Source organism: Pseudomonas monteilii (assembly GCA_001534745.1).
Taxonomy (GTDB): domain Bacteria; phylum Pseudomonadota; class Gammaproteobacteria; order Pseudomonadales; family Pseudomonadaceae; genus Aquipseudomonas; species Aquipseudomonas alabamensis.
This window is the reverse complement of record CP013997.1, coordinates 2,037,198-2,060,204: the sequence shown is the minus strand read 5'-3', so window position 1 is coordinate 2,060,204 and position 23,007 is coordinate 2,037,198. Positions and strand designations below refer to the sequence as shown.

The 23,007-nt window shown below is 51.8% G+C and carries 23 protein-coding genes and 2 pseudogenes; 2 read left to right on the top strand and 23 right to left on the bottom strand.

Going from position 1 to position 23,007, the window contains the following annotated elements; genetic code table 11:
* Window positions 1-345: 345 nt before the first annotated feature.
* Window positions 346-1,368, bottom strand: coding sequence for an alcohol dehydrogenase (locus APT63_08995; protein ID AMA45753.1), 1,023 nt, complete (start codon window positions 1,366-1,368; stop codon window positions 346-348).
* Between the two features lie 210 nt (window positions 1,369-1,578).
* On the opposite strand from APT63_08995, the gene APT63_08990 reads away from it, so the two are divergent.
* A complete protein-coding gene (locus APT63_08990) occupies window positions 1,579-2,493 on the top strand; it encodes a LysR family transcriptional regulator (protein AMA45752.1) in 915 nt (304 codons plus the stop codon).
* A gap of 32 nt (window positions 2,494-2,525) precedes the next feature.
* Here the strand turns inward: APT63_08990 and APT63_08985 are convergent, their stop codons facing one another.
* The 12 genes from APT63_08985 to APT63_08930 all read right to left on the bottom strand — a co-directional run bounded on the left by APT63_08985 (window position 2,526) and on the right by APT63_08930 (window position 11,513).
* On the bottom strand, window positions 2,526-2,762 hold the full coding sequence (locus APT63_08985; GenBank protein AMA45751.1) for a hypothetical protein: 237 nt from the start codon (window positions 2,760-2,762) through the stop codon (window positions 2,526-2,528).
* Between the two features lie 346 nt (window positions 2,763-3,108).
* Entirely contained in the window at window positions 3,109-3,423 is a 315-nt protein-coding gene (locus APT63_08980) for a hypothetical protein (GenBank protein AMA45750.1), read from the bottom strand.
* Between the two features lie 1,302 nt (window positions 3,424-4,725).
* Window positions 4,726-5,010 carry a hypothetical protein gene (locus APT63_08975; GenBank protein ID AMA45749.1) on the bottom strand — a complete coding sequence of 95 codons (285 nt, stop codon included), beginning with the start codon at window positions 5,008-5,010 and terminating at the stop codon, window positions 4,726-4,728.
* Window positions 5,011-5,365: 355 nt separating this feature from the next.
* On the bottom strand, window positions 5,366-5,863 hold the full coding sequence (locus APT63_08970; protein ID AMA47835.1) for a glucan biosynthesis protein: 498 nt from the start codon (window positions 5,861-5,863) through the stop codon (window positions 5,366-5,368).
* A 95-nt stretch (window positions 5,864-5,958) separates the two neighbouring features.
* The gene (locus APT63_08965; protein AMA45748.1) at window positions 5,959-6,333 is read right to left on the bottom strand and encodes a hypothetical protein; all 375 of its coding nucleotides are present in this window, start codon (window positions 6,331-6,333) and stop codon (window positions 5,959-5,961) included.
* A 115-nt stretch (window positions 6,334-6,448) separates the two neighbouring features.
* The gene (locus tag APT63_08960; GenBank protein AMA45747.1) at window positions 6,449-6,781 is read right to left on the bottom strand and encodes a hypothetical protein; all 333 of its coding nucleotides are present in this window, start codon (window positions 6,779-6,781) and stop codon (window positions 6,449-6,451) included.
* Window positions 6,782-6,910: 129 nt separating this feature from the next.
* A complete protein-coding gene (locus tag APT63_08955; GenBank protein AMA45746.1) occupies window positions 6,911-7,381 on the bottom strand; it encodes a cell wall assembly/cell proliferation coordinating protein in 471 nt (156 codons plus the stop codon).
* Between the two features lie 218 nt (window positions 7,382-7,599).
* Entirely contained in the window at window positions 7,600-8,151 is a 552-nt protein-coding gene (locus APT63_08950; protein AMA45745.1) for a hypothetical protein, read from the bottom strand.
* A gap of 231 nt (window positions 8,152-8,382) precedes the next feature.
* Window positions 8,383-9,399 carry a hypothetical protein gene (locus tag APT63_08945; GenBank protein AMA45744.1) on the bottom strand — a complete coding sequence of 339 codons (1,017 nt, stop codon included), beginning with the start codon at window positions 9,397-9,399 and terminating at the stop codon, window positions 8,383-8,385.
* A 183-nt stretch (window positions 9,400-9,582) separates the two neighbouring features.
* On the bottom strand, window positions 9,583-9,996 hold the full coding sequence (locus APT63_08940; GenBank protein ID AMA45743.1) for a hypothetical protein: 414 nt from the start codon (window positions 9,994-9,996) through the stop codon (window positions 9,583-9,585).
* A gap of 164 nt (window positions 9,997-10,160) precedes the next feature.
* Window positions 10,161-10,571 (bottom strand): hypothetical protein, encoded by a 411-nt coding sequence (locus tag APT63_08935; GenBank protein AMA45742.1) that lies wholly within the window; start codon window positions 10,569-10,571, stop codon window positions 10,161-10,163.
* 375 nt (window positions 10,572-10,946) lie between these two features.
* On the bottom strand, window positions 10,947-11,513 hold the full coding sequence (locus tag APT63_08930; protein ID AMA45741.1) for a hypothetical protein: 567 nt from the start codon (window positions 11,511-11,513) through the stop codon (window positions 10,947-10,949).
* Window positions 11,514-12,353: 840 nt separating this feature from the next.
* Between APT63_08930 and APT63_08925 the strand changes: the two genes are divergently transcribed.
* Window positions 12,354-12,572, top strand: a complete 219-nt coding sequence (locus APT63_08925; GenBank protein AMA45740.1) for a hypothetical protein — start codon at window positions 12,354-12,356, stop codon at window positions 12,570-12,572.
* A 1,065-nt stretch (window positions 12,573-13,637) separates the two neighbouring features.
* On the opposite strand, the gene APT63_08920 is transcribed toward APT63_08925, so the two are convergent.
* The 10 genes and pseudogenes from APT63_08920 to APT63_08875 all read right to left on the bottom strand — a co-directional run bounded on the left by APT63_08920 (window position 13,638) and on the right by APT63_08875 (window position 23,006).
* Window positions 13,638-13,817 (bottom strand): hypothetical protein, encoded by a 180-nt coding sequence (locus tag APT63_08920; GenBank protein ID AMA47834.1) that lies wholly within the window; start codon window positions 13,815-13,817, stop codon window positions 13,638-13,640.
* Window positions 13,818-14,830: 1,013 nt separating this feature from the next.
* A complete protein-coding gene (locus APT63_08915) occupies window positions 14,831-15,301 on the bottom strand; it encodes a hypothetical protein (GenBank protein ID AMA45739.1) in 471 nt (156 codons plus the stop codon).
* Between the two features lie 949 nt (window positions 15,302-16,250).
* A complete protein-coding gene (locus tag APT63_08910; GenBank protein ID AMA45738.1) occupies window positions 16,251-16,676 on the bottom strand; it encodes a hypothetical protein in 426 nt (141 codons plus the stop codon).
* Window position 16,677: 1 nt separating this feature from the next.
* Window positions 16,678-17,109 (bottom strand): hypothetical protein, encoded by a 432-nt coding sequence (locus tag APT63_08905; GenBank protein ID AMA45737.1) that lies wholly within the window; start codon window positions 17,107-17,109, stop codon window positions 16,678-16,680.
* Between the two features lie 1,078 nt (window positions 17,110-18,187).
* Complete coding sequence (locus APT63_08900; GenBank protein ID AMA45736.1) at window positions 18,188-18,646, bottom strand: hypothetical protein; 459 nt, start codon at window positions 18,644-18,646, stop codon at window positions 18,188-18,190.
* A gap of 295 nt (window positions 18,647-18,941) precedes the next feature.
* Window positions 18,942-19,271, bottom strand: a complete 330-nt coding sequence (locus APT63_08895) for a hypothetical protein (GenBank protein AMA45735.1) — start codon at window positions 19,269-19,271, stop codon at window positions 18,942-18,944.
* 248 nt (window positions 19,272-19,519) lie between these two features.
* Window positions 19,520-20,080: a hypothetical protein gene (locus APT63_08890; GenBank protein ID AMA45734.1), complete on the bottom strand. Its 561-nt coding sequence runs from the start codon at window positions 20,078-20,080 to the stop codon at window positions 19,520-19,522.
* 542 nt (window positions 20,081-20,622) lie between these two features.
* On the bottom strand, window positions 20,623-21,102 hold the full coding sequence (locus tag APT63_08885) for a hypothetical protein (GenBank protein ID AMA45733.1): 480 nt from the start codon (window positions 21,100-21,102) through the stop codon (window positions 20,623-20,625).
* A 316-nt stretch (window positions 21,103-21,418) separates the two neighbouring features.
* A pseudogene (locus tag APT63_08880) lies at window positions 21,419-22,070 on the bottom strand (hypothetical protein).
* Window positions 22,071-22,208: 138 nt separating this feature from the next.
* Window positions 22,209-23,006: pseudogene (locus tag APT63_08875) on the bottom strand (hypothetical protein).
* Between the last annotated feature and the right edge of the window lies 1 nt (window position 23,007).

The window sequence follows — 23,007 nt, the reverse complement described above, 5'->3', positions numbered from 1 at the left end:
TTGCGGCCTTCATTCGACCCAGCCCGCGCCTTTCGCGGCCTGGCCGACGGCTATCACGGGGCCATTATCGATTCTCGAGGCAGGAATAACAGATACAGATCACGGTAAAAAAACCATTCAGACGGGTATTATCGGCCAACTTTCATTCAGACTTTTTCAATGGGCCGACAATAACAAAAAGCGCACTTAAAGTTTGCCACTTAGCCTATCGGCAATTACTTATTGTGCTGTAGGAAATTTCTCAGGGAAGAGATAAGACACGCATCACGCGTTCTATGAAAGGAAACGAGCACACTGCTCGACCAGGGGCAATGCCTGCCGCTGGCCGATGCGCGCGCAGAGGGCTCAGTCGAGCGCCATGTCCAGCACCACACGCCCACCACATGGGCAGTCGTCCATGTAGCGATGCGCCTCGACCACCTGGCTGAACGGGTAGACCTTGACGATCTGCGGCGTCAGCAGACGATCGGCCGTGAAGCGGTTGATGGCGTCCAGCGCCCGCGCCATGGCAGCCTGGTCCTGGGCGATGCCCAGCTCAGGCTTGCCGGTGAAGTTGCCGATGCAGTGCACGTGGAACTGGATGTTCTTCTGGAACGCCGCGCACGCCGGGAACGGGGTCTGGTTGCCGCCTTGCAGGCCGTACAGCACCAGGCTGCCGCGTGGCGCCAGCACATCGCCCAGCAGCGACATCTGCGGGCCACCCAGCCCGTCGAGGACCATGTCCACGCCGCGGCTGTCGGTGTATTTGGCCACCTGCAGCAGCAGGTCCTGTTCCTCGGTGACGATCACCTTGTCGGCCCCCAGCGCCAGCAGCGGCGCACGCTGCTCGGCCTGCTTGGTGACCGCGAACACCTTCAACCCCAGGGCCTTGCCCAGTTGCACGAAGGCCGGCCCGGCGCAGTGGCTGGCATCGGTCACCAGGGCGGTCTGCCCCGGTTTGGCCTTGGCCAGCTCGACGTAGGCGAAGTAGGCGATCAACAGCGGGGTGTAGTGCACGCTCGCCTCGATCGGCGACAGCAGGTCCGGGTAGCGGGTGATGGCCGTGCGTGGCAGCACCACCACGTCGCCGTACACGGGATGGTCGTTGGCACTGGCCGCCGGAAAGCTGGCCACGCGATCGCCGACGGCGATGTCCTCGACCCCGTCGCCCACGGCCGTGACCACCCCGGCCATCTCCTGGCCGATGCCGGCCGGCAGGCGCGCCTTGGACGGTGCCAGGTTCTGTCGCCAGAGCACGTCGTACCAGCTGATGCCGATCGCCTCGACACGCACCTGCACCTCGCCCGCCGTCGGCGTCGGCTCGGCCTGCTGCTCGCAGCGCAGCACCTCGGCGGCGCCGAACTTGTGGAAACGGATGATGCGCGACATGGCCTACCTCGCCTGTATGAACCTCGTATTACCCTGCACTGTATCGGGACATCGCCCGCCAAGCCATGGGCGGTCATCGATAGTCGACATGCCTGACATCGATCGGCCAGGCGCCTCGGCACCCGGTGTGCGGGAAAGCGGTGCAGGGTAACAGCCTTTGGCTTTAGTATTCACCCCTGCCCCACCCCCGGCATACAGGCCCAACGATCGATGAACCGTAACGACCTGCGTCGTGTAGACCTCAACCTGCTGATTGTGTTCGAGACCCTGATGCACGAGCGCAGCGTGACCCGCGCTGCGGAAAAGCTGTTCCTCGGCCAGCCGGCGATCAGTGCGGCCCTGTCGCGCCTGCGCAACCTGTTCGACGACCCGCTGTTCGTGCGCACCGGCCGCACCATGGAACCTTCGGCCCGCGCCCAGGAGATCTTCGCCTTGCTCTCCCCGGCCCTGGACTCGATCTCCACCGCCGTCAGCCGCGCCGCCGAGTTCGACCCGGCCACCAGCACCGCGGTGTTTCGCATCGGCCTGTCGGACGACGTCGAGTTCGCCCTGCTGCCGCTGCTGCTCAAGCGCATCCGCGCCGAAGCCCCCGGCATCGTGCTGGTGGTGCGCCGCGTCAACTACCTGTTGATGCCCGCCCTGCTCGCCTCGGGCGAGATCTCGGTGGGCGTGAGCTACACCGCCGACCTGCCGGCCAACGCCAAGCGCAAGGTGCTGCGGCGCAGCCGGGCCAAGTTGTTGCGTGCCGACAGCGTGCCCGGGGCGATCACCCTGGACGACTTCTGTGCCCGGCCCCATGCGCTGGTGTCGTTCGCCGGGGACCTGTCGGGGTTCATCGACGAGGCGCTGGACACGATCGGGCGCAAGCGTCACGTGGTGCTGGCGGTGCCACAGTTCAACGGGCTGGGGAGCCTGCTCGCGGGGACGGACATCCTGGCGACGGTGCCGGACTATACGGCGGAGGTGCTGACGGCAGCGGGTGGACTGCGGGCGGAGGAGCCGCCGATCGAGGTGGGGGCGTTCGAGTTGCACATGGCCTGGCGTGGGGCGCAGGACAATGACCCGGCGGAGCGGTGGTTGCGGTCGCGGATTCAGGTGTTCTTCGGGGATCCGGACAGTGTGTGAGGACGAGCGCCAGAGGGCGCTGTCGCAGGTCGTCAATGCGGCATTGGCAATCTGATGGCGTCGGTAAGGTGGTTGCAGCAGGTCATGGCCGGTGAAAAGGCCAGGTGAATGATGCCCGCCTCTCCTTTGTAGCGCATGCAATAGGTGCCCTTGTCGAGGGTGATGAACTGTCCCTGGTTCACGTCGGAACTGTCGGGCTCCAGACCGCCTCCGGTGGTGTCCTCGCCTGATCCGATGAAGACCTGACCCGAGGGCACGCGCAGGTACACGCTGCCTCCTCGTTCGTCAGCGACGCCTGGACCCTGATCGGGTACGTGCCGTCGCTCGGCAGATTCAGGAAGGCGATGGCGCCCGCGTTGATTTCCAGTAGCTCGTCGTGCGGGAGGCTCCACCAATCGCAGGTGTCGTCCAGGCGGTAGCGTACCGCTTGTGTGTCGAAGATGGCCAGGGTGGCTGTGTCGGTGTGCAGGTGGAATTCGAGGGTCACGGGGAGTTGGGTAGGTTTTGTCGGGTTGGACTGGGTTTGCGAGGCGGTAGCATGCGCCTGTGTCGTGGAATGCGAGGCCTGCGAGGTGATCGTATCGAGGGATCGAGGGCATGCCGGATCTATGGCGCCTACCAATCGCCGCGCCAGGCTTCCAGGTAGTCGTCGTCGCTCGGGAGACCCACGGCGTCCCCTAATGCGTACAGGAACTCGAGGATCGACTCCCTTTCAACGGTTTCGATCGAGTCTTCGAAGGCGTTGATTTCATGCATGCAGTGCTCGAAGCGTGAGAGCAGGAAGGCGTTGTCAGGCGTGTCGGTGTGGCTCAAGACGTCATTGGACAATGCCGTGAGGGTAGGCTTGATGGGCTCGAGGCATTCGTCATCGCCTTCAAGGTGTTCGATTCTGGTGAGAAATGCGTTGAGCATAATGTTCTTGTCGGCCATGGGAACACTTCATCTCCCTTCACGGGCATTGGACGCTGGAATCGGGCGTTGCCAGTTTGATCATATTATCGTTCGCGTCAAGGGCGGGGCAGTAACCGAAAGGTCTGACGTGCGGCCTGTAGAGCAGGTGATCAGTAGCAGAACGCAGCATCGACGCTCTCAATATGACGTTGCAGCAAGAATTGCTTTGTCGCTTGCTTTTCATCGCGATGGACCGTGACAACTGTCAGGCAGGGCCTCTTCAGGTTTTAATTCCGTTTCAATGCTTGTAGCATCGACCCCTGTCATCCAGTGGTGACATTTGTAACTCAGCAGGTCGTGCAACTTAGTGTGTTATAGGCAATGATACAATTGGCTGGGAAGCGGTAGCGGACTGGAGAACGTCGAACCTATGTTCACGACAGAGCGTTTTTTTGCAAATATAGTAGCCGGATGGTTTCTGATCGTGATGATATCCCTCCTCATGGTTGGATCAGGTCCATCAGGCATGGTGTATCCGGCAACGGCCGTTGTCGTGGCGATGACATCATGGAGCGTCCACTGTGCTTATAGAACACAACATTTCATCACGTACGCAGGCCATCAGCTCTTATTTAACCTAGCGTTTGCGCCCTTATTCGCGTCGTTACTCATACTTGCTATCGCTTACAAAATCTCGAAATTGAGCCCAAGCACGTCCTTATTTTTTGCGTCGCTGCCTGTGGGCCTGGTTGTACTTTTGTACCTTGCAATCTACACCTTAGGAAGCGCTGGTAAAAATTCCTCACTGCGCTTCGAAGGGAAGCGCGTCGAGTCTGTGGAACGCCCATTGCAAACCAAAGGATGGCATGGAGGGTTTGCGGCGGTGATAGGAGGGATGTGTTATCCGATTTTGAAAGACCACGATGCAACCCCATCGGGATTGGTTTGCTTTTTTATTGCAATTTCGGCGTTCCTGGTGTTTTATCACCGGTATAATATTTTAGCCTACAAGCAATTGAAGATATTAGAGAAGAGAAAAAAATTCCGATACACGTTTATGGACATCGAAAGCATCAACGAAAGGCGCGCCAAATCCTTGATAGGTCGATTTTTTATTCCAAGATCACATCGATAGAGGTGATGAAACGGTGGTCGGTGTTGGAGTAGACCTGTAACCTGTGAACATGCTCATCGACGGCCTTACTGGTGTGCGCATCGATATCGTAACGGAACAAAGAGTTTCGCCACCGCTGATCCAGCGATCAATCATGCGAAGCTCGCCCACTAGGGCGTACTTGCAGCAAATGCGGTCAATGCCCAGCGCGTTGCTATGGTGACCTATCAATCTTCTTCGTCGCCCTCTTCTTCACCAAGACACAGAGATTCAGAAAATTCCTTGAATGATTCCGACAAGATTTTCTGTGCGGCCAAATGATTGACAGCCATTTCAACATCAGGACGAAACACATCGACTGCAAAATACAGCACCTTACCTGAGTTTTTTTCGAAGCAGATGAAGTTATTAGCCTCATCCACAGCAAAAGGCAAAATATGTGAAGGCACCACCTTTTTTTCCTGCATACTCAGAACGAAACCAACAAGGTGCGAAGTATCACCATCGAGCATACGACTACCAGCTTCAATTGGCTTGAAGGACTCGACCAAGATAGGCTCATAATCAACATCCTCATTCCAGCACTGTCGACTTGGAGCACCTCCATTACAATCCAGATATAATGACTTGAATTCATCAGGGAAAGTAAATGCCAAGACGCTTTCGACTTTTCTGATATCTGACAATTCGACAGGGTTATCACCCATGGATAAGAATAATTTTTCTTTTCTCATTTCAAAAGCTCGCTCAAGATACAGAATCCCGAAACCCATTTTTTGAAACTGACATCATAAAAATTAAGCCTGCATGGCCTTTCGCCTCGGTGCAGGTGGGCGCTGTCCCGCATACGATGCTGAAATCTGGACGTTACTCCCACACATCGATCTCCGACTCATCCTTCAATCCAGACAAGAAGCTGTCAAAGGTCTCAGCCAGCCGACGATAGGCGTGCCGTTGATTGTCGGCAACCGTCGAATCAGGATCGAACGAATCAGTCGCATAGAAGCAGACGCTCCCGTCAACCACGTCGAGACAGAAGAAATTACCGCCTTCATCGATCGCAAAAGGCAGCAGTGTCATCGGCACGACCTGCCGTTCCGTCATCCTGGCGTAGCATCCGCCAAGGTACCTGGTTTCCGACGCATCCTGTGCGCCAGATGGCGATAGGGCCTTGAATTTTTTCACTCGCATCACGTCATGGTCGTCATCACCTTCCCAGCAATCTTTGTTAGGAACGCCGCCGTTGTATGACAGGAACAACTGTTTGAATGAAGCAGGCAAGCGAGCAGCAATCTGTGTTTCGAGCGCTGCGATATCGGAGGAGTGAATCGCTGGATCGGAGCGTGACAGCGTGATCATGGGTATACCGAAACTGTCGGGATGAACACGTTGCCACAGGGGCCTGAAGGGCGCAATACGTGACGCGGGATGACATGGCTTTCCATGGGCGAGACACACGATCAATGAGGGAACACCCCTTCGATATAATTACTGAACATCAGGCTTGCCCAGGCGTTATCGGACGCCTTCAGAACAGCGTCCATGATCAAACCGAAATCATCGGAGATATACCCAGACACCTCTGAGCTTCCTGTTAGGGCAAATACCTTTTTGAACACATGCTCCCGAAACCTTGCAGCCGCCTCCTCATCTTCGAGGGACCGGTATGGAATGTTTAGCAGGGCCTGGTACGAAGAACACCATTCGGTATCGAAACGTTCGTCGTCGCGCTGAGCGAGCAGCGCATTCCAGTCCTCCACGCTCGCAATGACAGCCTCAAAGAAACCCTCGGTGTGTATCCTGCGCTCTACGTCAACCCTCGTGTATTGTTTCATCACGGTCCTTTGTTGCTTCCAATGTTGAATACATCTCAACAGCGAGCCGAAAGCACGCGCCGTCCAGTCGAAGGGGTACCGTTCGAAGCATGGCGCTGGCGCTGGATGCTCTCTATCAGTCGAGAAAATCGTCATTGACACGATAATAGATTACCGCCTCTATATAGTCACTCACCTGCTGAGTAGTCGGCCTCAGGTCTAGAGTGGACACGATATCCTGTAGAGTAGGGGCTTCCACAAATGTTCTTTTACTCTTTTCCAGAGTGATTTCTTCAACTTCGGTGTCTGCCAAATAGTAGGTGGCCGCCATGATCGAACTGGGAGATTCAAAATCCCCATTGCCCTCAACAAAGATCCAGCCTGTCTCAGGCAGTCGATCGACATGACGTAGCAATGCCTCGAAACCATTGAAAGTCTGCATAATTTCCCCTTTATCTGAAGTGCTCATTGCCGCTTCCTCTCTGGCATTAGAAGGCAAGAGAGGCATGTATCTATGTCGACGATTGAGTTATGGACGCGAACGGCCCTGACCGAAAGCCAGCGCTTTTTGCTTGAAACGGCAAGCGTATCCAAGACCTCAAAGCTCCCGGATAGCGCTTCGAATCATATCCGTGAAAAACGCTTCGAAACTTTGGTAAATAATGATCTTCTCGCCAGTGCGTTTGAATGAAAGCGGTGTCTCGATTATGACGGGCTCACCCGTCCCCCCTATGATCGAAGTATCAATGGAATAGATCGGACCATAACCGGACGTCATGATCACGATCATGGAACTATCGGCATCGCCTTCCCTGCGAGCGGTTTGAGTGGCGAACGCCACACAGGGCACCTCCCTGGCCGTCAGGCCGCTTCCCGTGATCCCATAATACGTATCGCCAGCAAATGACAAAGCACCGTATGTCTTGAGAAAGTATTTGTAAGCGTCGGGAAATGCTACGCCCAATGCTTCTTCAAACTGCGCAATCATGCCGTCTGCAGCGCCGCCCGAATAAGCAGGTTCTTCACCACTCGCCTGTATTTCAAAAGCCAATGTGTCAAGATAGCTCATTTTTCATCCTTAAGGGTTCTGTCGCCTCCAAAGGCGAAGGGGTCACCTCTGGAGTATACGGCAGCCTGAATATATCCATGACCGAGTCTTTCTCTAGCACTGCCCGTGAGCTACAAGACAAAAGAAGCTCATAGGGTAGCTCACGTTTTAAGCTGTAGAAAAGCTCGAGATCAGTCAGAAAGCGTTAGCCAACATCAAAAAATCTTGAGCGTGGTCCATCACACCTGATACCGGGCCAGAAATTTGTGTAGCACTTCATTCGAGTTCAGCATTCTTGCCGATGAATTCTCAATGCCCTCGGCAGCGTTATCGTCAGTCATACTGACGAATAGAATCGGCCTGACATGACAGATCGACTCGAAAATCCCTTTTCTACTGACACATTCAAGAGCTTCTACCATGCAGGAGATCACTGTTTGCTTGAAGGTGTCGAAATCACTACGCGCCTCTGATTCCCTTAAACGCTCACAGACAGGTTCGAAGTGTTGTCCGCCCCACCCTTCATAGACCCACTCAGAAGTCGCCCACGTATAGGCAGCTTCCAGATCTTGGCGATCCAGTTCATCTTCTGCCCTTAGTTTGATCTCCAGTGCCTCCCAGGAATTTGCTGCCAATGCTACCGTCATGGCACTGGAGTCCGTGTACAAGGCAATCGCATAGACGTGCTCGCCTGAATGCGCGGCCAGCAACTCAGGCAATGATTGTATTACAGCGTCTGCAATGTGTTCCTTGAGACCATCCCAATCCATTGTCAATCTCTCTGTGTGCATTAACGTCTCAGCGCAAACCTGTGATGCACTTTATCATGTGTTAGTCTACGAGTACCACCAGGTTCACTGAAGAACCGTATCGACTCACCTCTGAGCGGCACGCGTCGCCCTATTGTCCTTGACCGCTGAACTTTTCGCTTCCTCATGCCTTCGATCAATAAACACATTCACGTTTGTGCACAGATCGCAGTGACCGTAATCGCTTACCATGCACCCCTGAAATCAGCTTGGTCAGAAGCACAACTGTGGCGTAGCATATGCCATATCGACCATGAGCAACGGCTGCCCGGTGTCGATGCCCTCACTCCGATAAGCCGTGATGACAGGGAAATTCGGCCCCGTGCCAATACCCATGTAATAATAGCCCATGACGTGCACGTCGACGCGGACCCATTCGCACTTGCCAGCGAGCGTCATTTTCGGAAAATCGGAACTCAGGCAGGCAGGCCAGTTAAGCAGATATTCTCCAGGCACCACGCTTGGATGCTGTACGTCGGACCTGAATTTGTACGTGCCGGTAAACTGAGGCTGTTCTATGCTTGGTACCAAATTTCTGTCGTCGGCACTGTCCAGCCCATATACGTAATATGCCGTAGGCGTCATGCCCCACACCAGTATCAAAAGCCCCTCTTCGAATAACTCGTTAGCGAGTTCAGTCTCACAAAAAGCGTCTTTTAAATTGATTTCGCCTTCGCCCACTCTGGAAATGATGTAGGCGTTCATTTTTTCAAGATCAGCTATGAAAAATCCCAGCTGGCCATAACTGTTGTACACCGGATTTCGTCCCTTGCTTATGCACAACGGCAGGTCACTCGCTCGTCTAAGCCTGATGATAACGTGGAAAATCTGGGAGTACTTCAATAGAGGCTTGATATGATCCGGGACTTCGCCGAAATGTTTCAATGGGATGTCCAAGTAGATTTCGACTGACAGCACATAGCGACCTTGAACAATCAGGCCACTGTCCAGGACCAGTTCTTCTGGGCCAAGGTCTATACTGACGTCCCCTGGCACCCGCACTTCGATATCCAGTGCCCGCTCTGAGATCTTCGAGCTGCGCACAGCGGCGCCATAGTAGGTACCTTGTTCTTCCCTGCTCCAACTGAGCAGTGCTTTTCTCTGCACACTGCCAAATTCTGCAGCATCGAAATCTGCCATGGCAATGTCGACTCCCGACACTTTGAGAACAGCGTTCGCAATCACTCTTGAATCATTAGTGGTTATGTACTGAACTTTTTTGCCATGCATGGTCATTCCTTTCAAGATATTTCTCCAGCCCACCCCCTCTGCCCTGAACCTTCTTCAAGAGAGGAACCGCACTGCAGGCGCACAACGGACAGTCTGACAGGCGAAAAGCGTACGTGAGCGCCGTGTTCATAGCCTAGATGCAGCCGTGAATCAGCAGGTCAACGTATGGTCTTTCAGCACACGCTACGATTCTCCATCATACAAGCCTATGTACTGCAAGCCATTATAGAGCTTGCCTGGTGTATCAGAGACCTCCACGCTCCCATCGGAGTACCATAGAATGGTATTGGCCTTGAAAATACCCAGATGCATGCATTGGGCTTTGAGATCGGGCAAACGGTCGCGGTCAACAGCTGAATCGACCAGCAGTTCATCGAGGCTGACCTCCACTGGCTTGCGTTGCATGATCCCCATGAAGTCCTCGTCATACCAAGAAACGCCAAGGTCTTTGCAAAACCCGCACACTTGGTAGGCAGGATCATCGATATCAACTGAGTAATCCAGTTCGAAATAACTCAGGTATTCTCCTTCAGGCAAAAAATTCGTACCCACCCATACGTGCACCTTGTCATACTGTTCCAGTGTGTCCGGCTCCATTTTTACCTCCCGATGTATATTTGATACACGCCTTGGTATGCTGACGCAGGCATTCCACCAGATTGCCTTAAACATCTTCCTCTCGTTGAAGCACACACCGACACACCTTGAAGAGCAACTAACACCAAGCATTTCAAGTCACACAACCGTACGCTTCTCCCTATTCAATTCCCTTCAAACAGCCCAACATAGCGTAACCCGTTATACTCTGACCGGATCGGCTCAGCAATCACTGTGCCGCCATCTGAATACCAAAATATGGCGTTGGCTTTGTTTATGCCTAACGTCAGGCAGGCGGTTTTCAAAGCGCTTTTCTCACTAGGATCGACAGATGACTCTGAGAGAATTTCGTCCAAACTCATCTCCTGCTCTCTGCGAGGGATAATACCGATAAAGTCTTCATCATACCAATCGGTTCCGATGTCCCTGCAAAAGCCACAAACTTTATAATCCGGATCGCCTAGATCGGCTGTATAGTCCAGTTCGAAATATTTCAGATACTCTTCTTCTGGAGAGAAATTGCTTCCTACCCACACATGAATCTTCTGATACCGCTCGATGTCATAAGCATCCATTTTGTCGACCTCGCCTAGATGATGAAACTTAAAAGCCCTCGCCCATGACGGTATCGTGATCTGCGTAATAATTCAACGCCGCAGTGTATTCTGTAAGGGTAGCTTCGGGCTTCTGCTTCAGCGCTGACCTCACCACCTCGACACATGGCTGGCCCGAAACCCTATAACTCAAGCCTTGAACTTTCACATAATAATCAAACTCCTCATGGTTAGCAGGAAACGGCAGACCAGGTTTGATCTTAGGCCAGACCTGTCTTGCGCCTGCTTCAACAGGATTTTCAGGAAGCGTAATCAGTGGACGTAAGGCGTTCCGTGTCATGTCCTTATCCATATAGCTATGCCCAGTGGTGCTAATAAGCGTCAGGACTGTAGCATTCAAAGACTCGTCAGTTCAAAATCCAGATCGCTCACATCAGCACCGTCCGCAATCACAGGCAGACGTGGAACAGCGAAAAATTCGAGCCCATACCCTTGCCCAGAACTACACTGTTGGAGCCCTGTGTAGCCTCTGATGGACAAGCTGTAAATCCCAGGCTCGACCTCAATATAATCATTATTCGGCAACCTACACTCATACGTGGCTTTGTAATTCAGGAAAAAACCCTCATCCCAATCAAGCAGCGCATTCAGATCTGACACGACCAATACACCAGATACTATTGACAAAGGGATTCCCGAATACGTAAACGCCGGCTCCGGCAAGCAAGCCATTTCTCTACTTTGAGACTCTGCAAAAACAAAATAGTCTTGTTCTGTAATTTGACATATAGGAACAACCACTCCCTGTTCAATCGCCTGCTGCCCGAGTGTTTCCTCTGCCAAAAAAGCATTAAATATATTGGTGTCAGCGAGTCCTTTGCTTTTCACAAACCCCGCAAGCTGCACAGGGTCAAACAATACAATGCCCGGTGCAAATAGCTCCAACAGCGCACTTCGCTTCATTATCCACCTTCTTCTGCAAAATGTTTGCCACCTAACATTGATTTTCTCTCATCTCTTGATGACAGTAATATATCATCTCGATCCACGTTATAAGTGGCAGGCCGTATGCACCCCATGTCGCTCAGCCGCCCCCAATTCATTTTACTTTCTGCAGAAAACTCCCTTAATATATCCTCCAGCCAATTTACATGATCCGAATAGATATCCAAACTGTGCACACCTTTTCTTAAGTTTTCCATCTTAACTGTATAAAAATAAACTTCCCAAGCGTTCATATTACGCATGAATGCTATCAAAGTACTTTCAGCATCACTTTTATCATATTCACAATCCATTTTAACTATCACAAAAACCTCCAAGATTCTAGCTTTCGCAGTATACACCGCACGTAATAGAGGCAGGCCCTAGTCCTTCCAGTGGCATAACATAATTTCATATCAACACCAACGGAGCCTCTCTGATCAACTTCTCATGCTAACAGTCTTTTTCAAGTCCCGCTTGGTGCTTAGCGCATTTCAATACGCATCACGCTTGCAGGAGATAACCCCCTTTCACGACTCGTCCGTCGCTTGCCTCAATGACTGGAGTCGTCAGACTGGTACTGTTGAAATATCCCACTCGCGAACAGCTTCGAGACCACGGTTGCACTGACTTGCATCAAGAGGCTGACCGCTCATACGAACCTTAGATCACCCAAGCCCAAAGCTAATTACGCCTATACACATAAACCTTTGATGATCCATTATAGAAGTAAAGACCCACCAGCTCTTCAGCTTTCTTATCAATATATATTCTTGTGCCTGGAGCGCTATTGGTTGCATACACACGCATAGAAACAGCTTGATCTCTTTCGTACTCATACTCATAACACCAATACTCTCCATCTTCCTCAAAGCGGCACGCTATTTCTGGGCGACCATTGCTGTACACAACGCCAGAAACGCGAATTACCTCATCATCGTCATCAAGGCGCAAGCAGAAGCTTTCATTTCCATCCAACTGAAAAACCTCCCACTCTATTTGGTCCCCGCCCGCCCCATACACGTCAACGCCAACTAAAATCTCATGATCATAGTAGTATTTGAAACAGTTTTTTTTGTTTTTTGGCTCCTGGATAGTTAGTGGCGATGGAGATAATCCTGCAAGCTCTAGGCCGTACGGCATGATTGCAATGCTCGGGCCTGCAGACCACCTCACAGCACATGCCTTAAGATTTCTAAAACTTTTCAAATCATCAGTATCTACTGTAAACTTGCATTTCACCTTACTTAACAGACAAGTAAATTTATCTGGGATCATGGTTGTCTCCTGACGACGATTTACAACACTGTTGGGCTGCTATTCGATTTCGACAAGCACTACCTATGAGATGATCCCTTATCAGCGCCACACTATAAAGGTTTACGCTTTGTACCCAGCCATTACATTTTTTGATGATCATCATAAAGCTTGCACCCAACAGGAGCATACTAAAACCTCATCAGCTTTTGCTTATCATCCTTGCTAAGCAACCTGTACGAAAAAGCAACCATCAGCCTTTTCATCCCCAAGATTTTTATTTATCAAAAGGTATCCGACACCGCCTGTCAGATAAAAAGCATTTTCGTATGGGCTTGGAAAATCTGAAGAATATATCTGGCACAAAAAATTATAGTGGCGCTCTATATTTTTGGGCACCATTGCGCCAATGGGTGCATAGTCAGCAAATAGAGAGGCTACACTTATTTCTTCATCGTCGATCGTTTCTTCAACAAGATCCGCATACTGCAGAGGTATTGATGCACACGGTGACTTGCAAGTTTTCTGTGAATTCGAGTGCACAGCGAATGTGTAAGAAGGCGAATCCTTTTTTTGGCTCACTTGATCATAAGTGATTAGATCAAGAAAATACTCTTCAGGATCATACGTCGAGAAGACATGTAAAACCCCGTGTGATGGCAAATCGTTCCTTTGCAATTTTTCCTTGAGGACCGTGCACTCCAAAGTAAACATAAGCGTAAGGTCTTGACCTTCGGGATTTCTAGGCCAGCTGTCCACATAGGCCTCATCACCTCCAAAAATAATACCCCCTCTCGTAGGCATATTAACTATTTTAAAAACTTTCATCTCTAACACCCTCCAGCCTTAGTAATGTCGCGACCAAATTTTTTTGATGGCGGCGTAGATTTTTGCGAGCTTGTCGAAGCGCGTGACGATCCGGCGGTTCTCTTTCAGCCAGCCAAACATACGCTCGATGGTGTCGCGTTTACGGTACTTGGGTCGGTCAATCAACCGGGGCAAGCCAGATCTGGGTTTGCGCTTCATCGAGCGCAGTGAAATGACCAATTTCATCCGATAATCGTCACAGCAGCAGCGCAGCGCTTCGCAGTCGTAGCCTTTGTCGGCAAGCAGCCACTTGCATCGCTTGCGCGGACGACCTTAACCGCTCGAAGGGATACTGACGTCGTCCAAAAGCGGCTGAGCCTAAGCAATGTCGCTGGCCTGACCGCCGGAAAGCACGAAGCGTAGCGGCACACCTTGGGCATCACACAGCCTATGGATCTTGGTAGTCAGCCCGCCGCGACTGCGGCCTACAGCATGATCGGCAGGTTCTTCAGCCCCCTTTTTCCCGGCGCTTGAGGAGGCTCGGGTAGCGCGTACAGCGGTCGAATCGATCATCCAGACCTGCAAGTCTATGAGGCCTTGATCATTGCGCTTCAGATGCAAGCATCTGAGCATCTGGTCGAACGTGCCTAGGGCTTGTACGAAAAGTCGCCGAGCGGCGATCAGGCAAGGCGAAAACAGGCGAGGAAGCGGAGTTTGCTGGTTGCAAATGAGCATTCCGAGCCTGTTTTCAACGCAGCATGATCGTCGCGTAGGCACTTTTCGTACAAAGCCTAGATTACGCCACGTCCGGAATCGCCGGTACACCGTGGACCAGGGGCCGAATCGCTCAGGCATGTCTCGCCAGGCGGCACCTGAGCGCAGGACCCAAAGAACACCATCTAGCATCGGGCGATCGCTCAAGCGTGGCCGGCCTCGATTGCGCTTTTACACGAACAGGTCAGACACCATGGTCCAGGCTTCGTCTGAGAGTTCATAACGCTTTGCCATCACACAGAATCCACTGCTGCAGATGGCCGAAAATTCTACAAAACCTTAGGTCATCAGGGGGCCGGATTAGATTTCCTGAAATTTCGTACATAGCCTAGTACCTGCCGCGCTCACTTGTAGCACGAGCGTCTGGTTCAAACTGCCACCATTGCGAGGAACGCTCACATGACTGATCACCAGACTCCCGCATTGATGCGTTTGCCATCGATCCGCTGTATAAACCTCTAACGCCGTCTACGTTTCTTCAATGTCGCCAGCCGAGGCGTAACCTTCTGGCCACCGGCGCGCTCTACGCGCAACTCAATCAACCTGGACTGCATCTCACGGTAGCGCTGGCTGTTGAACACCAACAGCGCGGTCATTTGCAGCATGAGCACAGCACCCAACCACGTTATTGACCAGTCCCCATACGCCAGGCTCAGCGCCATCAGAATGTGAGAGGCCAGCACCGCCAGTAGGAACCAGCTCCCCCAGCGCCACCCACGAACGATCGCGACGTGCCCTACTGTTATCAGCGCGCCAACGACGAACACCACCACCATGGAAAACTCAGCATAATGCGGACATCCCTTCCAGTGGGTATTGAAAAAGAGCGCCAATGTCAAAGTGCTGGACACGACCACTGCGAAGAACCCAAGCAAGAAGACTGCAAAGTAGCGAGCCATGAAGGCGCCAAATTCGCTGACGCCAAGCATCACTCGAGTTCCTCATACAGGCCCATGGCAATGCTCTTTACCTCACTGCCAACGCTGTCCTGTACCGTCCCACTGCCGCCAATGCCGAGCGAGTCTCCAATGAGGATTTTCGTCGCGTGGCTGAACTGTGTCGGGGTATAAGTACGTGACCCAATAAACGATATGACGTTTACCATACAATTTCTCCTGGACTATCTGTCAACGCAATTGCGTCTCGACCTGATCCGTGTGGAAGTAATAGACCTTCAGTCCTTCTCTTTCTATCTGACCGATCCACGCTAACAGTGCATAAATCTTCAACACGTATAGATACACGATGTTCTAGCCAGGCGTCTCCTCACGTAGCATCCTCAGCCCTGGCCAAAGGAAACGCTTCTGCTCGACCACACCCTCGGTTTCGGCCCGCTTGGCCACTCGCCGTCCAAGGCTGTCGTAACGATACTCACCCTTGCTCTTCAACGGACTGCCCCGGAATGCCTCTGCCCGCACCAGCCGGTTTTCGCAGTGGTAGCTGAAGTACTGCACCTTGCTCGGTCCCGAGTGCTTCTCGATCAGGCTGCCCTACGGATCGTACCGATACTCCTGGTCCCCCCACTATCGGATCCAGTTGACCTTGTCGACTGCAGAGCCCTGAAATCCAGCTGGTTCGCCGCCGGGTCGTAGCGGAAGCTCTCGCTGGTCGTGATCAAACCGGTGTCACGGCTGCGTAGCTGGCCGTTGGCCTCATGGTCTTACCTGATCTCACCACGCAGTTTGCCCAATGTACGTGCCAGTTCACCGGCAGGATCGTACTGGTAACGTCGGTGAGTGCGGGTGTACGCAAGCTCCACATACAGTGCCGGCCGGCTCCCGGCGTTGTGCATCTGCGGCAGCTTGTCAGCAGGCATTTTAAAGATCAACCCACACAGTACCCCGTAAAACATACATGACCGAAAAAATCAGACTTATATCAGCGCACACTCAAAGCCCCCTTCACGGCATTAAAATATTTTTCGTCCTCATCACTAAAAATCTCTTCACCTTCTAGAAAATATGCTTTGCACATATAGTCTATTGCACGCTCTGAGCCTTGCTCGTAAAGACATTGGCCTAAGCGAAGAAGAATAAATGGATTGTGCGCTCCGTCAGGACCGTTCATGGCGTCAAAGAAAATTTCGGCAGCTTCTTCATAATCCTTCATAAAAAACCGAGCATCTCCGATGCTGGCTTTCAACCACAAGAAAGCGTCCCATTTTTCGACAGGTGCTGGCAACTTTTTGAATGCAGCCTCGAAGGTATCTATCGCGCGCTGGTATTCCTTTTGCTCCATCAGCACATTGCCTTTTTCGCTACATTCCAAGACCTCATCGTATATCTCGTCTGGCAACTCGTCCACATTACACCTCTTTAAAACTCATGAAAAAGTCTAGATATTTTTTATTAAACCCTTGAAAAGCTCTTCTTGCCCCAAGATCAAACGCTTTTTTGAAATAATCATAAGCATACCCCTTCTCACCCAACCCCAAATAGCAAGCGCCAAGCTCAATATAACTAGAGGTGTCTCTGAGCGGCTTTGACTCAACGCCTTTGACACCCCATTCTTTAGCGCTCTCATATTCGCCTTGTTCTAAATAGACTCCACAAATATAACAAACTATCCAGTTATAAATATCCCATCTAATTTTTGGCTCTGGCAACACCTCCAAAGAAGAAAAATACTTTGCCAAGGCGGCGTCGTACTTCTTGTCGGCTTCAAGTCTATTTCCTGCCTCTACCGTTTCAACAATAAAGTTATATTGAATCACATCAATTTTAGATAGATCTTCCATATGACAGCCTAGTACTCGAGTTTTTATTTTAGCCACTCATTCTATCTGGCAGCCTGCAACGTTATTCCAATCCTACACCAGTAGATCTATTATGTGAACGATGCTCTAGGCCTTGTACAAAAATACTGCCGCCTGCAGCGTAGGCTGCAGGCCAAGGTGAACATGTCTGCAAAGCTTTTTGTCAGCTTGTCATAGCGAGTGCTGATCCCGCGATTTTCTTCAGCCAGCCAGCTATCCGCTCAATAATGTTCCGTTAGCGGTCCTTTGACTGGTCAAACAGCCGAGGCAAATCAGGTCGGAGTTTGCGTGCCATGGCACGCAAGGGGATTACCGCCTGCATCCGGTAACGGTCGCGATACTGATGCAGACGTTCGGCATCGTATCCCTTATCAGCCAACAACCACCGGCTACGGTTACACGGTCATCCCGGCTTGCCAACCATTCTTAAAGCATACATCAGCGGCCGGGCAGGAGAGCTATCACTGGTTTGTCCCGCTGAAAGCCTGAAATGCGGTGGCACGCCATTGACATCGCACACCATATGAATCTTGGTGGTCAGCCCGCCTCGACTTCGTCCCAAGGCCTAGTCCAACGGTCCTTGGCCCCCCTTTTTCGCGGCGCCTGAAGAGTCTCGAGTTGCTCGTACTGTGGCGTAGCCGATCATCCAAGTGTCCAAAGCAATCAGTCCCTTCCGGTTCAGCGAGATGTGTAGAGGCTCGAGTACTCGCTCGAATGTGCCATCGTAGCGCCAATCACAAACGCTGATACACCGCCGACCGAGGCACAAAATGTTTAGGCAGGTCGCACCAGGGAGCGCCTGAGCATAGGATCCACAGGATTGCGTGGAGAACCTGACGTTCATCACTGCGAGGACAGCCCACATTCTGCTCTGGAGAAACCAAATCCTTGATCAGCTCCGATGATGCATCGGAGAGTGCGTAACGCCTTGTCATCCAGGCCTCCAACCAGCATGACAGCCATTTTAGTTGCGATAACTTTCGTAAAAATCCTGGCTCAAGCCCTAGGTGGCATAATAATCGTTGATTAATGATTTCATGCGGGTTATATATCATCTCGACTAGGTGAGCTCTCGATAAATCTTACTGATTTGCGCGGCATACTTTTTCGCAAACGGTATACGAATCAACTTCAAATACCTCTCAAGACCCACCGGGTCGAATTCAAGGATATGAAGCTCGATTAAATACAAGTTTAAAAAATTCTTATAAAAAGCGTGGACCTCAACTTCATCATCATCATCTTCAGAATCCCCACCCTCTTGCTCATCGGAATTTATCTCGGAAGACCCAAGCTTTTCCTTGACATACCCGGCCACCAACTCATGGTTTTCAGCCACGGCTGATATATCATCGATATCCAGCTCTGCCAAATTCAATTTTTTAATATCCAGCTGCCAAATTACATCGGGCTGCGACTCACGGTTGACGTCGACCTGTAATTTTTCGCAGACACTTCGTAGTAAATTTTCATACTCCACGCTGTTTACCCAGGCCTTCACATCCTCTACGACTACCATATCCCAACCCTGTCTCCGTTTCCGACCAAATCATTACCAACAAATATAAAGCTATCGAAAGCCTCATGCTCCCTTAATAGAAGAATACTTCCTCCTAGGCAAACCAGCTTCAGCCCCCATGTCTTTTCTTCCATCATTTCAGCACTCCCACTCCCAAGGATCTATCCAGCTTCTAGGATTTGGTGCATATTAGTAAACATTAAAGGGTCCATCCAACCCAAACGAATCTTGCGTCATAAATCGTCCATTTTCGAGATCATAGATTCGAGTCGCCTGCCAAACGATTTCTCCTCGACTATCCGTGAGCCCCAGCGGTGTTCCAATATGGTCCGTATGGAGGTAGCAGATCTCCTTCCCCTTCCACCTGATCGATTCGCTCTGACGACGCATAGCTCCCCGGGTCGAACAGATACACAGTGTTCTGCCCAGACGTCTCCTCGCGCAGCATCCTCAGCCCTTGCCAAAGGAAGCGCTTCTGTTCCACCGCACCCACGATTTCAGCCCGCTTGGCCACTCGCTGCCCAAGGCTGTCGTAGCGGTACTCACCCTCGCTCTCCAACCGACCATTCTGGAACGTCTCCGCCCGCACCAGGCGACTCTCGCAGTCGTAGCTGAAGTACTGCACCTTACTCGGCCCCGAGCGCTTTTCGATCAGGTTGCCCCACGGGTCGTATCGGTACTCCTGGTCCCGCCACTGCCGGATCCGGTTGTCCTTGACCTTATCGAACTACCGCGCATTGAAGTCCAGCTGGTTGACTGCCGGGTCGTAGTTGTAGCGGAATGGATCAGGTTGTAAGCGTGTTCGACCAGCAGTTTCGGACTTTCGCTGCCCCGCACTGCCGAGAGCTTGTCGGCTGGCAGCGTCGAGGCGAACTACCAAGCTTTGCGACCCATGGCATCGTAGCCAAAGCAGCTGGTGAGCTTGCCCTGCGTGCGATAGACCTCGCGATGCAGGTCGTCGCGCTCGAAGTCGCTGATCAACTGGGCGTCGAGGTTAAGCGGGTGCAGGTGGCCGCTGCCGTAGTACCGGTGGTTCAGGTGCTGGCCGGTCGGAAGGGTCAACGTGGTCAGATTGCTAAGCGAATTGAACCCGTAGGCCAAGGCGCCTTGCGGCGTGGTCCCCTGGATTAGCCAGCCCAGCAGGTCGTAGGCAAAATCCAGCCTTTCTTCATGCACACCGAGTTGCTTGCCTTGGCTGGTAGGCAGGCGGTGAATGCTGCGCAGACGATCGGCATCGTCGTATTCATAATCCTGACGAGCATCGCCATAGGCCTTGGCCAGCAAACGGCCAATTGGGTCGCGCTCGAACTCGGTGGTCCGCTGTGGTCGTTCATCTCTTTCGCCGTAGCCGGTTTCTTCGACATGCGTGAGATGCTCGCCCGGGTTGTAGCGGAAACGGCGTCTCGGGTTGTCGATGCGCTGTTCCTTGGTCACGCGGTCCTAGGCGTCGTAAGCAAAGCGGTAGGTGGCGTTGTTTTCGTTGACCGGCGCGGTGAGGCGTAGGGCCTTGTCGTATTCGGAGCATATACGCTGGCCTTTGGCGTCCTGGCGGCGACCAGGTGCTGGCGCTCGTCGTAGCGGGCTTTCCAGACGCTGCCCTCTGGATACTGACCCTGTTTTTTGACCAGTCAGGCGAGAGGGTGATGCCAATAGACGATTGTGCACCTTAGGGGGATCGGTCTATTGATCAATCGCGAGTACTGATCAATAGACGGAGATGCCTACACCACCGTCAGCGTTAGGCAGGATCAGCCCTATCATGTTGCCGTTTACATCCAGCTCGATCTAATAGCGATCGCAACCTCGGCTACCAGAGAACCTTGAAGAGAGATGACTGAGGTTTAATGTCAGTCATCTACCTAGCAGATCGTAAGAGAGTGGTTGGCGCAGGCGCCGTGGCTACAGAGATTCTACAGCCACTTTTTTGGTACCCCCCCAAAAGAGGCTCGTTATTGGGATGGACACAAAGTCCACGTTCAAGCGACGCCTTGCACCAGCCGCTGACTCTTTACGCCGCCCCACGGATCGTCAATCAAAAACTCCGCGTCGACCTTTGTTGCTGACGGGACAAACGTTAGTTTATAAAAAATCTCATCACCCTCACAGACCTCGTAGTACAAGGCATACTGTCGCTGTTCCAAACTCAGGGTAATTTTGGCTTTTTCGGTAGCTGAAGCGAGCTCAACATGCTCCAAATTTGTTACTTTGAAAGGGACGACAATACAACGTTGGGACAGCCCATCCAGTGAAAAGCTTTCGCGAAGATACAGTTTCACATTGGCCCCAAACGCATCATCTGGAAGTGGATCAAATACTACGTAGTCACTATGTAGAACTGCGCCTTGCTCAAGATTTTTTTGCCCCCACTGACTCGCGGACTCGTCATAGGGGCGGGAGCGCACCTGAATTTGGCTATGTGATATGAGCAAATCAACTTTTTGAATCGAGACAACCATTAGTATACCTCCACTTTGATCTTGGGAGCGATTGACAAACCAGACAATATGTTGTCTATGTTAGACCCTGCACCTCGATTATCGCTAAGATCGACGTGTCTTATACTGGCAACCTAACCGACTTCTTTAGACATTACCACAGGCCATTCATCTCAATCTTTTGCCTTCAGCTTTTTTACATCTTCCAAGCTCAGCTTTCTGTTTAATTTAGTGGTATCTCTCTGAATGATGACTATATCTTGCGCAGGCCCGTACGTCTCTCAATCAAGCTATCACAGGGGTCATAGGCATATTCCTGATCACACCACTGCTTGAGCCCCAGTGCGTCGAATTCGGCGAGCAGGTTGACCTTGTCGTCGTAGCGCGCCTTCCAAGTGCTGCCACTGGGGTAGCTGACCTGGGTCACCAGCGTGGTCAGGTGATGGCATTCATAGGTGATTTTGCAGTCCAGCGAATCGACTTCTTCGAGCAGACGGGCGTACTCGTCGTAGACGAAGGTCAGAAGGTTGCCATCGGGCAGGTCCAGGCCGACCACGTTGCCTTGCCCGTCCAGTTCGAGAGCATAGCGCTCACCGCCATACTCACGGCTGCCGAATAACACGATGGTCAGCGTTGTAGTGCACCTGCAACTCGTGACCGAGCACGTCGGTGGCCCAACTGATGCGCGCATCAATGTCGTAACGGAAGCGGTAGTGTTCGCCATCGCTGGTCCAGTGATCGACCACGCAGGATTTGCACGCCAGGATGTCCCAGCGGTAGTGGCAGGTCAGGCCCAGTGCGTTGCTGTGGCTGACCATCAGCCCGTCGCTGTAGCTGAAGGTGCGCACGGTTTCGCCGTTGCGGTTAACCACGGCGTTGAGCTGGCCGTGCTCGTCGTAGCGGTACTGGGTGAGCATTTCGACTGCTTGGTTGTTCACCACGCGCTTGATGTCGGTCAGCGTGCCGCCAGGGATGCATGTTAAGTGCAATGAGTAACGGATCCGCTGAAACTTGGCGTCATGCTGCCTACTGGGTGAGCTATGTCCTGTACACATCCCAGCCGCCCAACATCGCAAATATTTCCTCTACGCACTCATGGCTTTACGAGATCACAACAACAGGATTACTCATGGTATTTTCCTGAATTTTCCAGATGGCTTCGGAAGCTTCCAAGATATCAGAATACCTTGGGCGCCCAGCTCATTATTAATCTCTTCCAAATTCTGATCATTCACAGTCCAAAACCATAAACTATTAGCCTTCTGCCTGAGAGAGCCATGTGATGCGTCACTTAAGATCCACTCTCGCAAACTACACCCACTAACCTGCTGCTCCAAATGCGCATCATTGATAACATTCGCAGAATATACCATCCTGAGTTTCTCTTTCTTGTAACGCTCCAGCCCATCAAATAAACTTGTTTCCTTACAGAAAAGCTTTGAACTTTCGCAGCCATACAAGCTTACAAAGTTTTCACCGGCTGCATAATCGAACGCATCAGCAACATTATCAGCAGGGTAAAATATTGCGTAATCCATTGAACCCGATTTGAGAAACTCACTTGCGAATTCTAAAAATTTGTCTTGACTGAGACATGAGGGCCACCCTTGAGCATCAATGTGATAAAATCCTCCAAAGTCTTTTGTTGAATACCCAAACCCAGCACCCCATAAAATCCCGTCACTATTTTCATGATAAAGCCTGAAAGAGGTTGCATTACCAGCATCAATTGCAAGCTTCAAATCACTTAAAGAAACCTCTATAAGATCAATATCTTCTTACGATCTATCTTCTCGATACTTGTAATAGCTAGCAGCCGTGATACTTAATCCCAAGACCTTAAAGAATATCAACCCCAGCTCATAGATCTGCATCGGGGTATTTTCTTCTATCCCATAAATGGCCAAAGCATTTACATCACTCATA

Excerpts from the sequence above, each read along its gene's own strand:
- APT63_08995 (AMA45753.1), bottom strand. The coding sequence starts at position 1,368 with ATGTCGCGCATCATCCGTTTCCACAAGTTCGGCGCCGCCGAGGTGCTG.
- APT63_08990 (AMA45752.1), top strand. The coding sequence starts at position 1,579 with ATGAACCGTAACGACCTGCGTCGTGTAGACCTCAACCTGCTGATTGTG.
- APT63_08980 (AMA45750.1), bottom strand. The coding sequence starts at position 3,423 with ATGGCCGACAAGAACATTATGCTCAACGCATTTCTCACCAGAATCGAA.
- APT63_08975 (AMA45749.1), bottom strand. The coding sequence starts at position 5,010 with ATGCTCGATGGTGATACTTCGCACCTTGTTGGTTTCGTTCTGAGTATG.
- APT63_08965 (AMA45748.1), bottom strand. The coding sequence starts at position 6,333 with ATGAAACAATACACGAGGGTTGACGTAGAGCGCAGGATACACACCGAG.
- APT63_08960 (AMA45747.1), bottom strand. The coding sequence starts at position 6,781 with ATGAGCACTTCAGATAAAGGGGAAATTATGCAGACTTTCAATGGTTTC.
- APT63_08955 (AMA45746.1), bottom strand. The coding sequence starts at position 7,381 with ATGAGCTATCTTGACACATTGGCTTTTGAAATACAGGCGAGTGGTGAA.
- APT63_08950 (AMA45745.1), bottom strand. The coding sequence starts at position 8,151 with ATGCACACAGAGAGATTGACAATGGATTGGGATGGTCTCAAGGAACAC.
- APT63_08945 (AMA45744.1), bottom strand. The coding sequence starts at position 9,399 with ATGCATGGCAAAAAAGTTCAGTACATAACCACTAATGATTCAAGAGTG.
- APT63_08940 (AMA45743.1), bottom strand. The coding sequence starts at position 9,996 with ATGGAGCCGGACACACTGGAACAGTATGACAAGGTGCACGTATGGGTG.
- APT63_08935 (AMA45742.1), bottom strand. The coding sequence starts at position 10,571 with ATGGATGCTTATGACATCGAGCGGTATCAGAAGATTCATGTGTGGGTA.
- APT63_08930 (AMA45741.1), bottom strand. The coding sequence starts at position 11,513 with ATGAAGCGAAGTGCGCTGTTGGAGCTATTTGCACCGGGCATTGTATTG.
- APT63_08920 (AMA47834.1), bottom strand. The coding sequence starts at position 13,817 with ATGAAGCGCAAACCCAGATCTGGCTTGCCCCGGTTGATTGACCGACCC.
- APT63_08915 (AMA45739.1), bottom strand. The coding sequence starts at position 15,301 with ATGCTTGGCGTCAGCGAATTTGGCGCCTTCATGGCTCGCTACTTTGCA.
- APT63_08905 (AMA45737.1), bottom strand. The coding sequence starts at position 17,109 with ATGGAAGATCTATCTAAAATTGATGTGATTCAATATAACTTTATTGTT.
- APT63_08900 (AMA45736.1), bottom strand. The coding sequence starts at position 18,646 with ATGGTAGTCGTAGAGGATGTGAAGGCCTGGGTAAACAGCGTGGAGTAT.
- APT63_08885 (AMA45733.1), bottom strand. The coding sequence starts at position 21,102 with ATGGTTGTCTCGATTCAAAAAGTTGATTTGCTCATATCACATAGCCAA.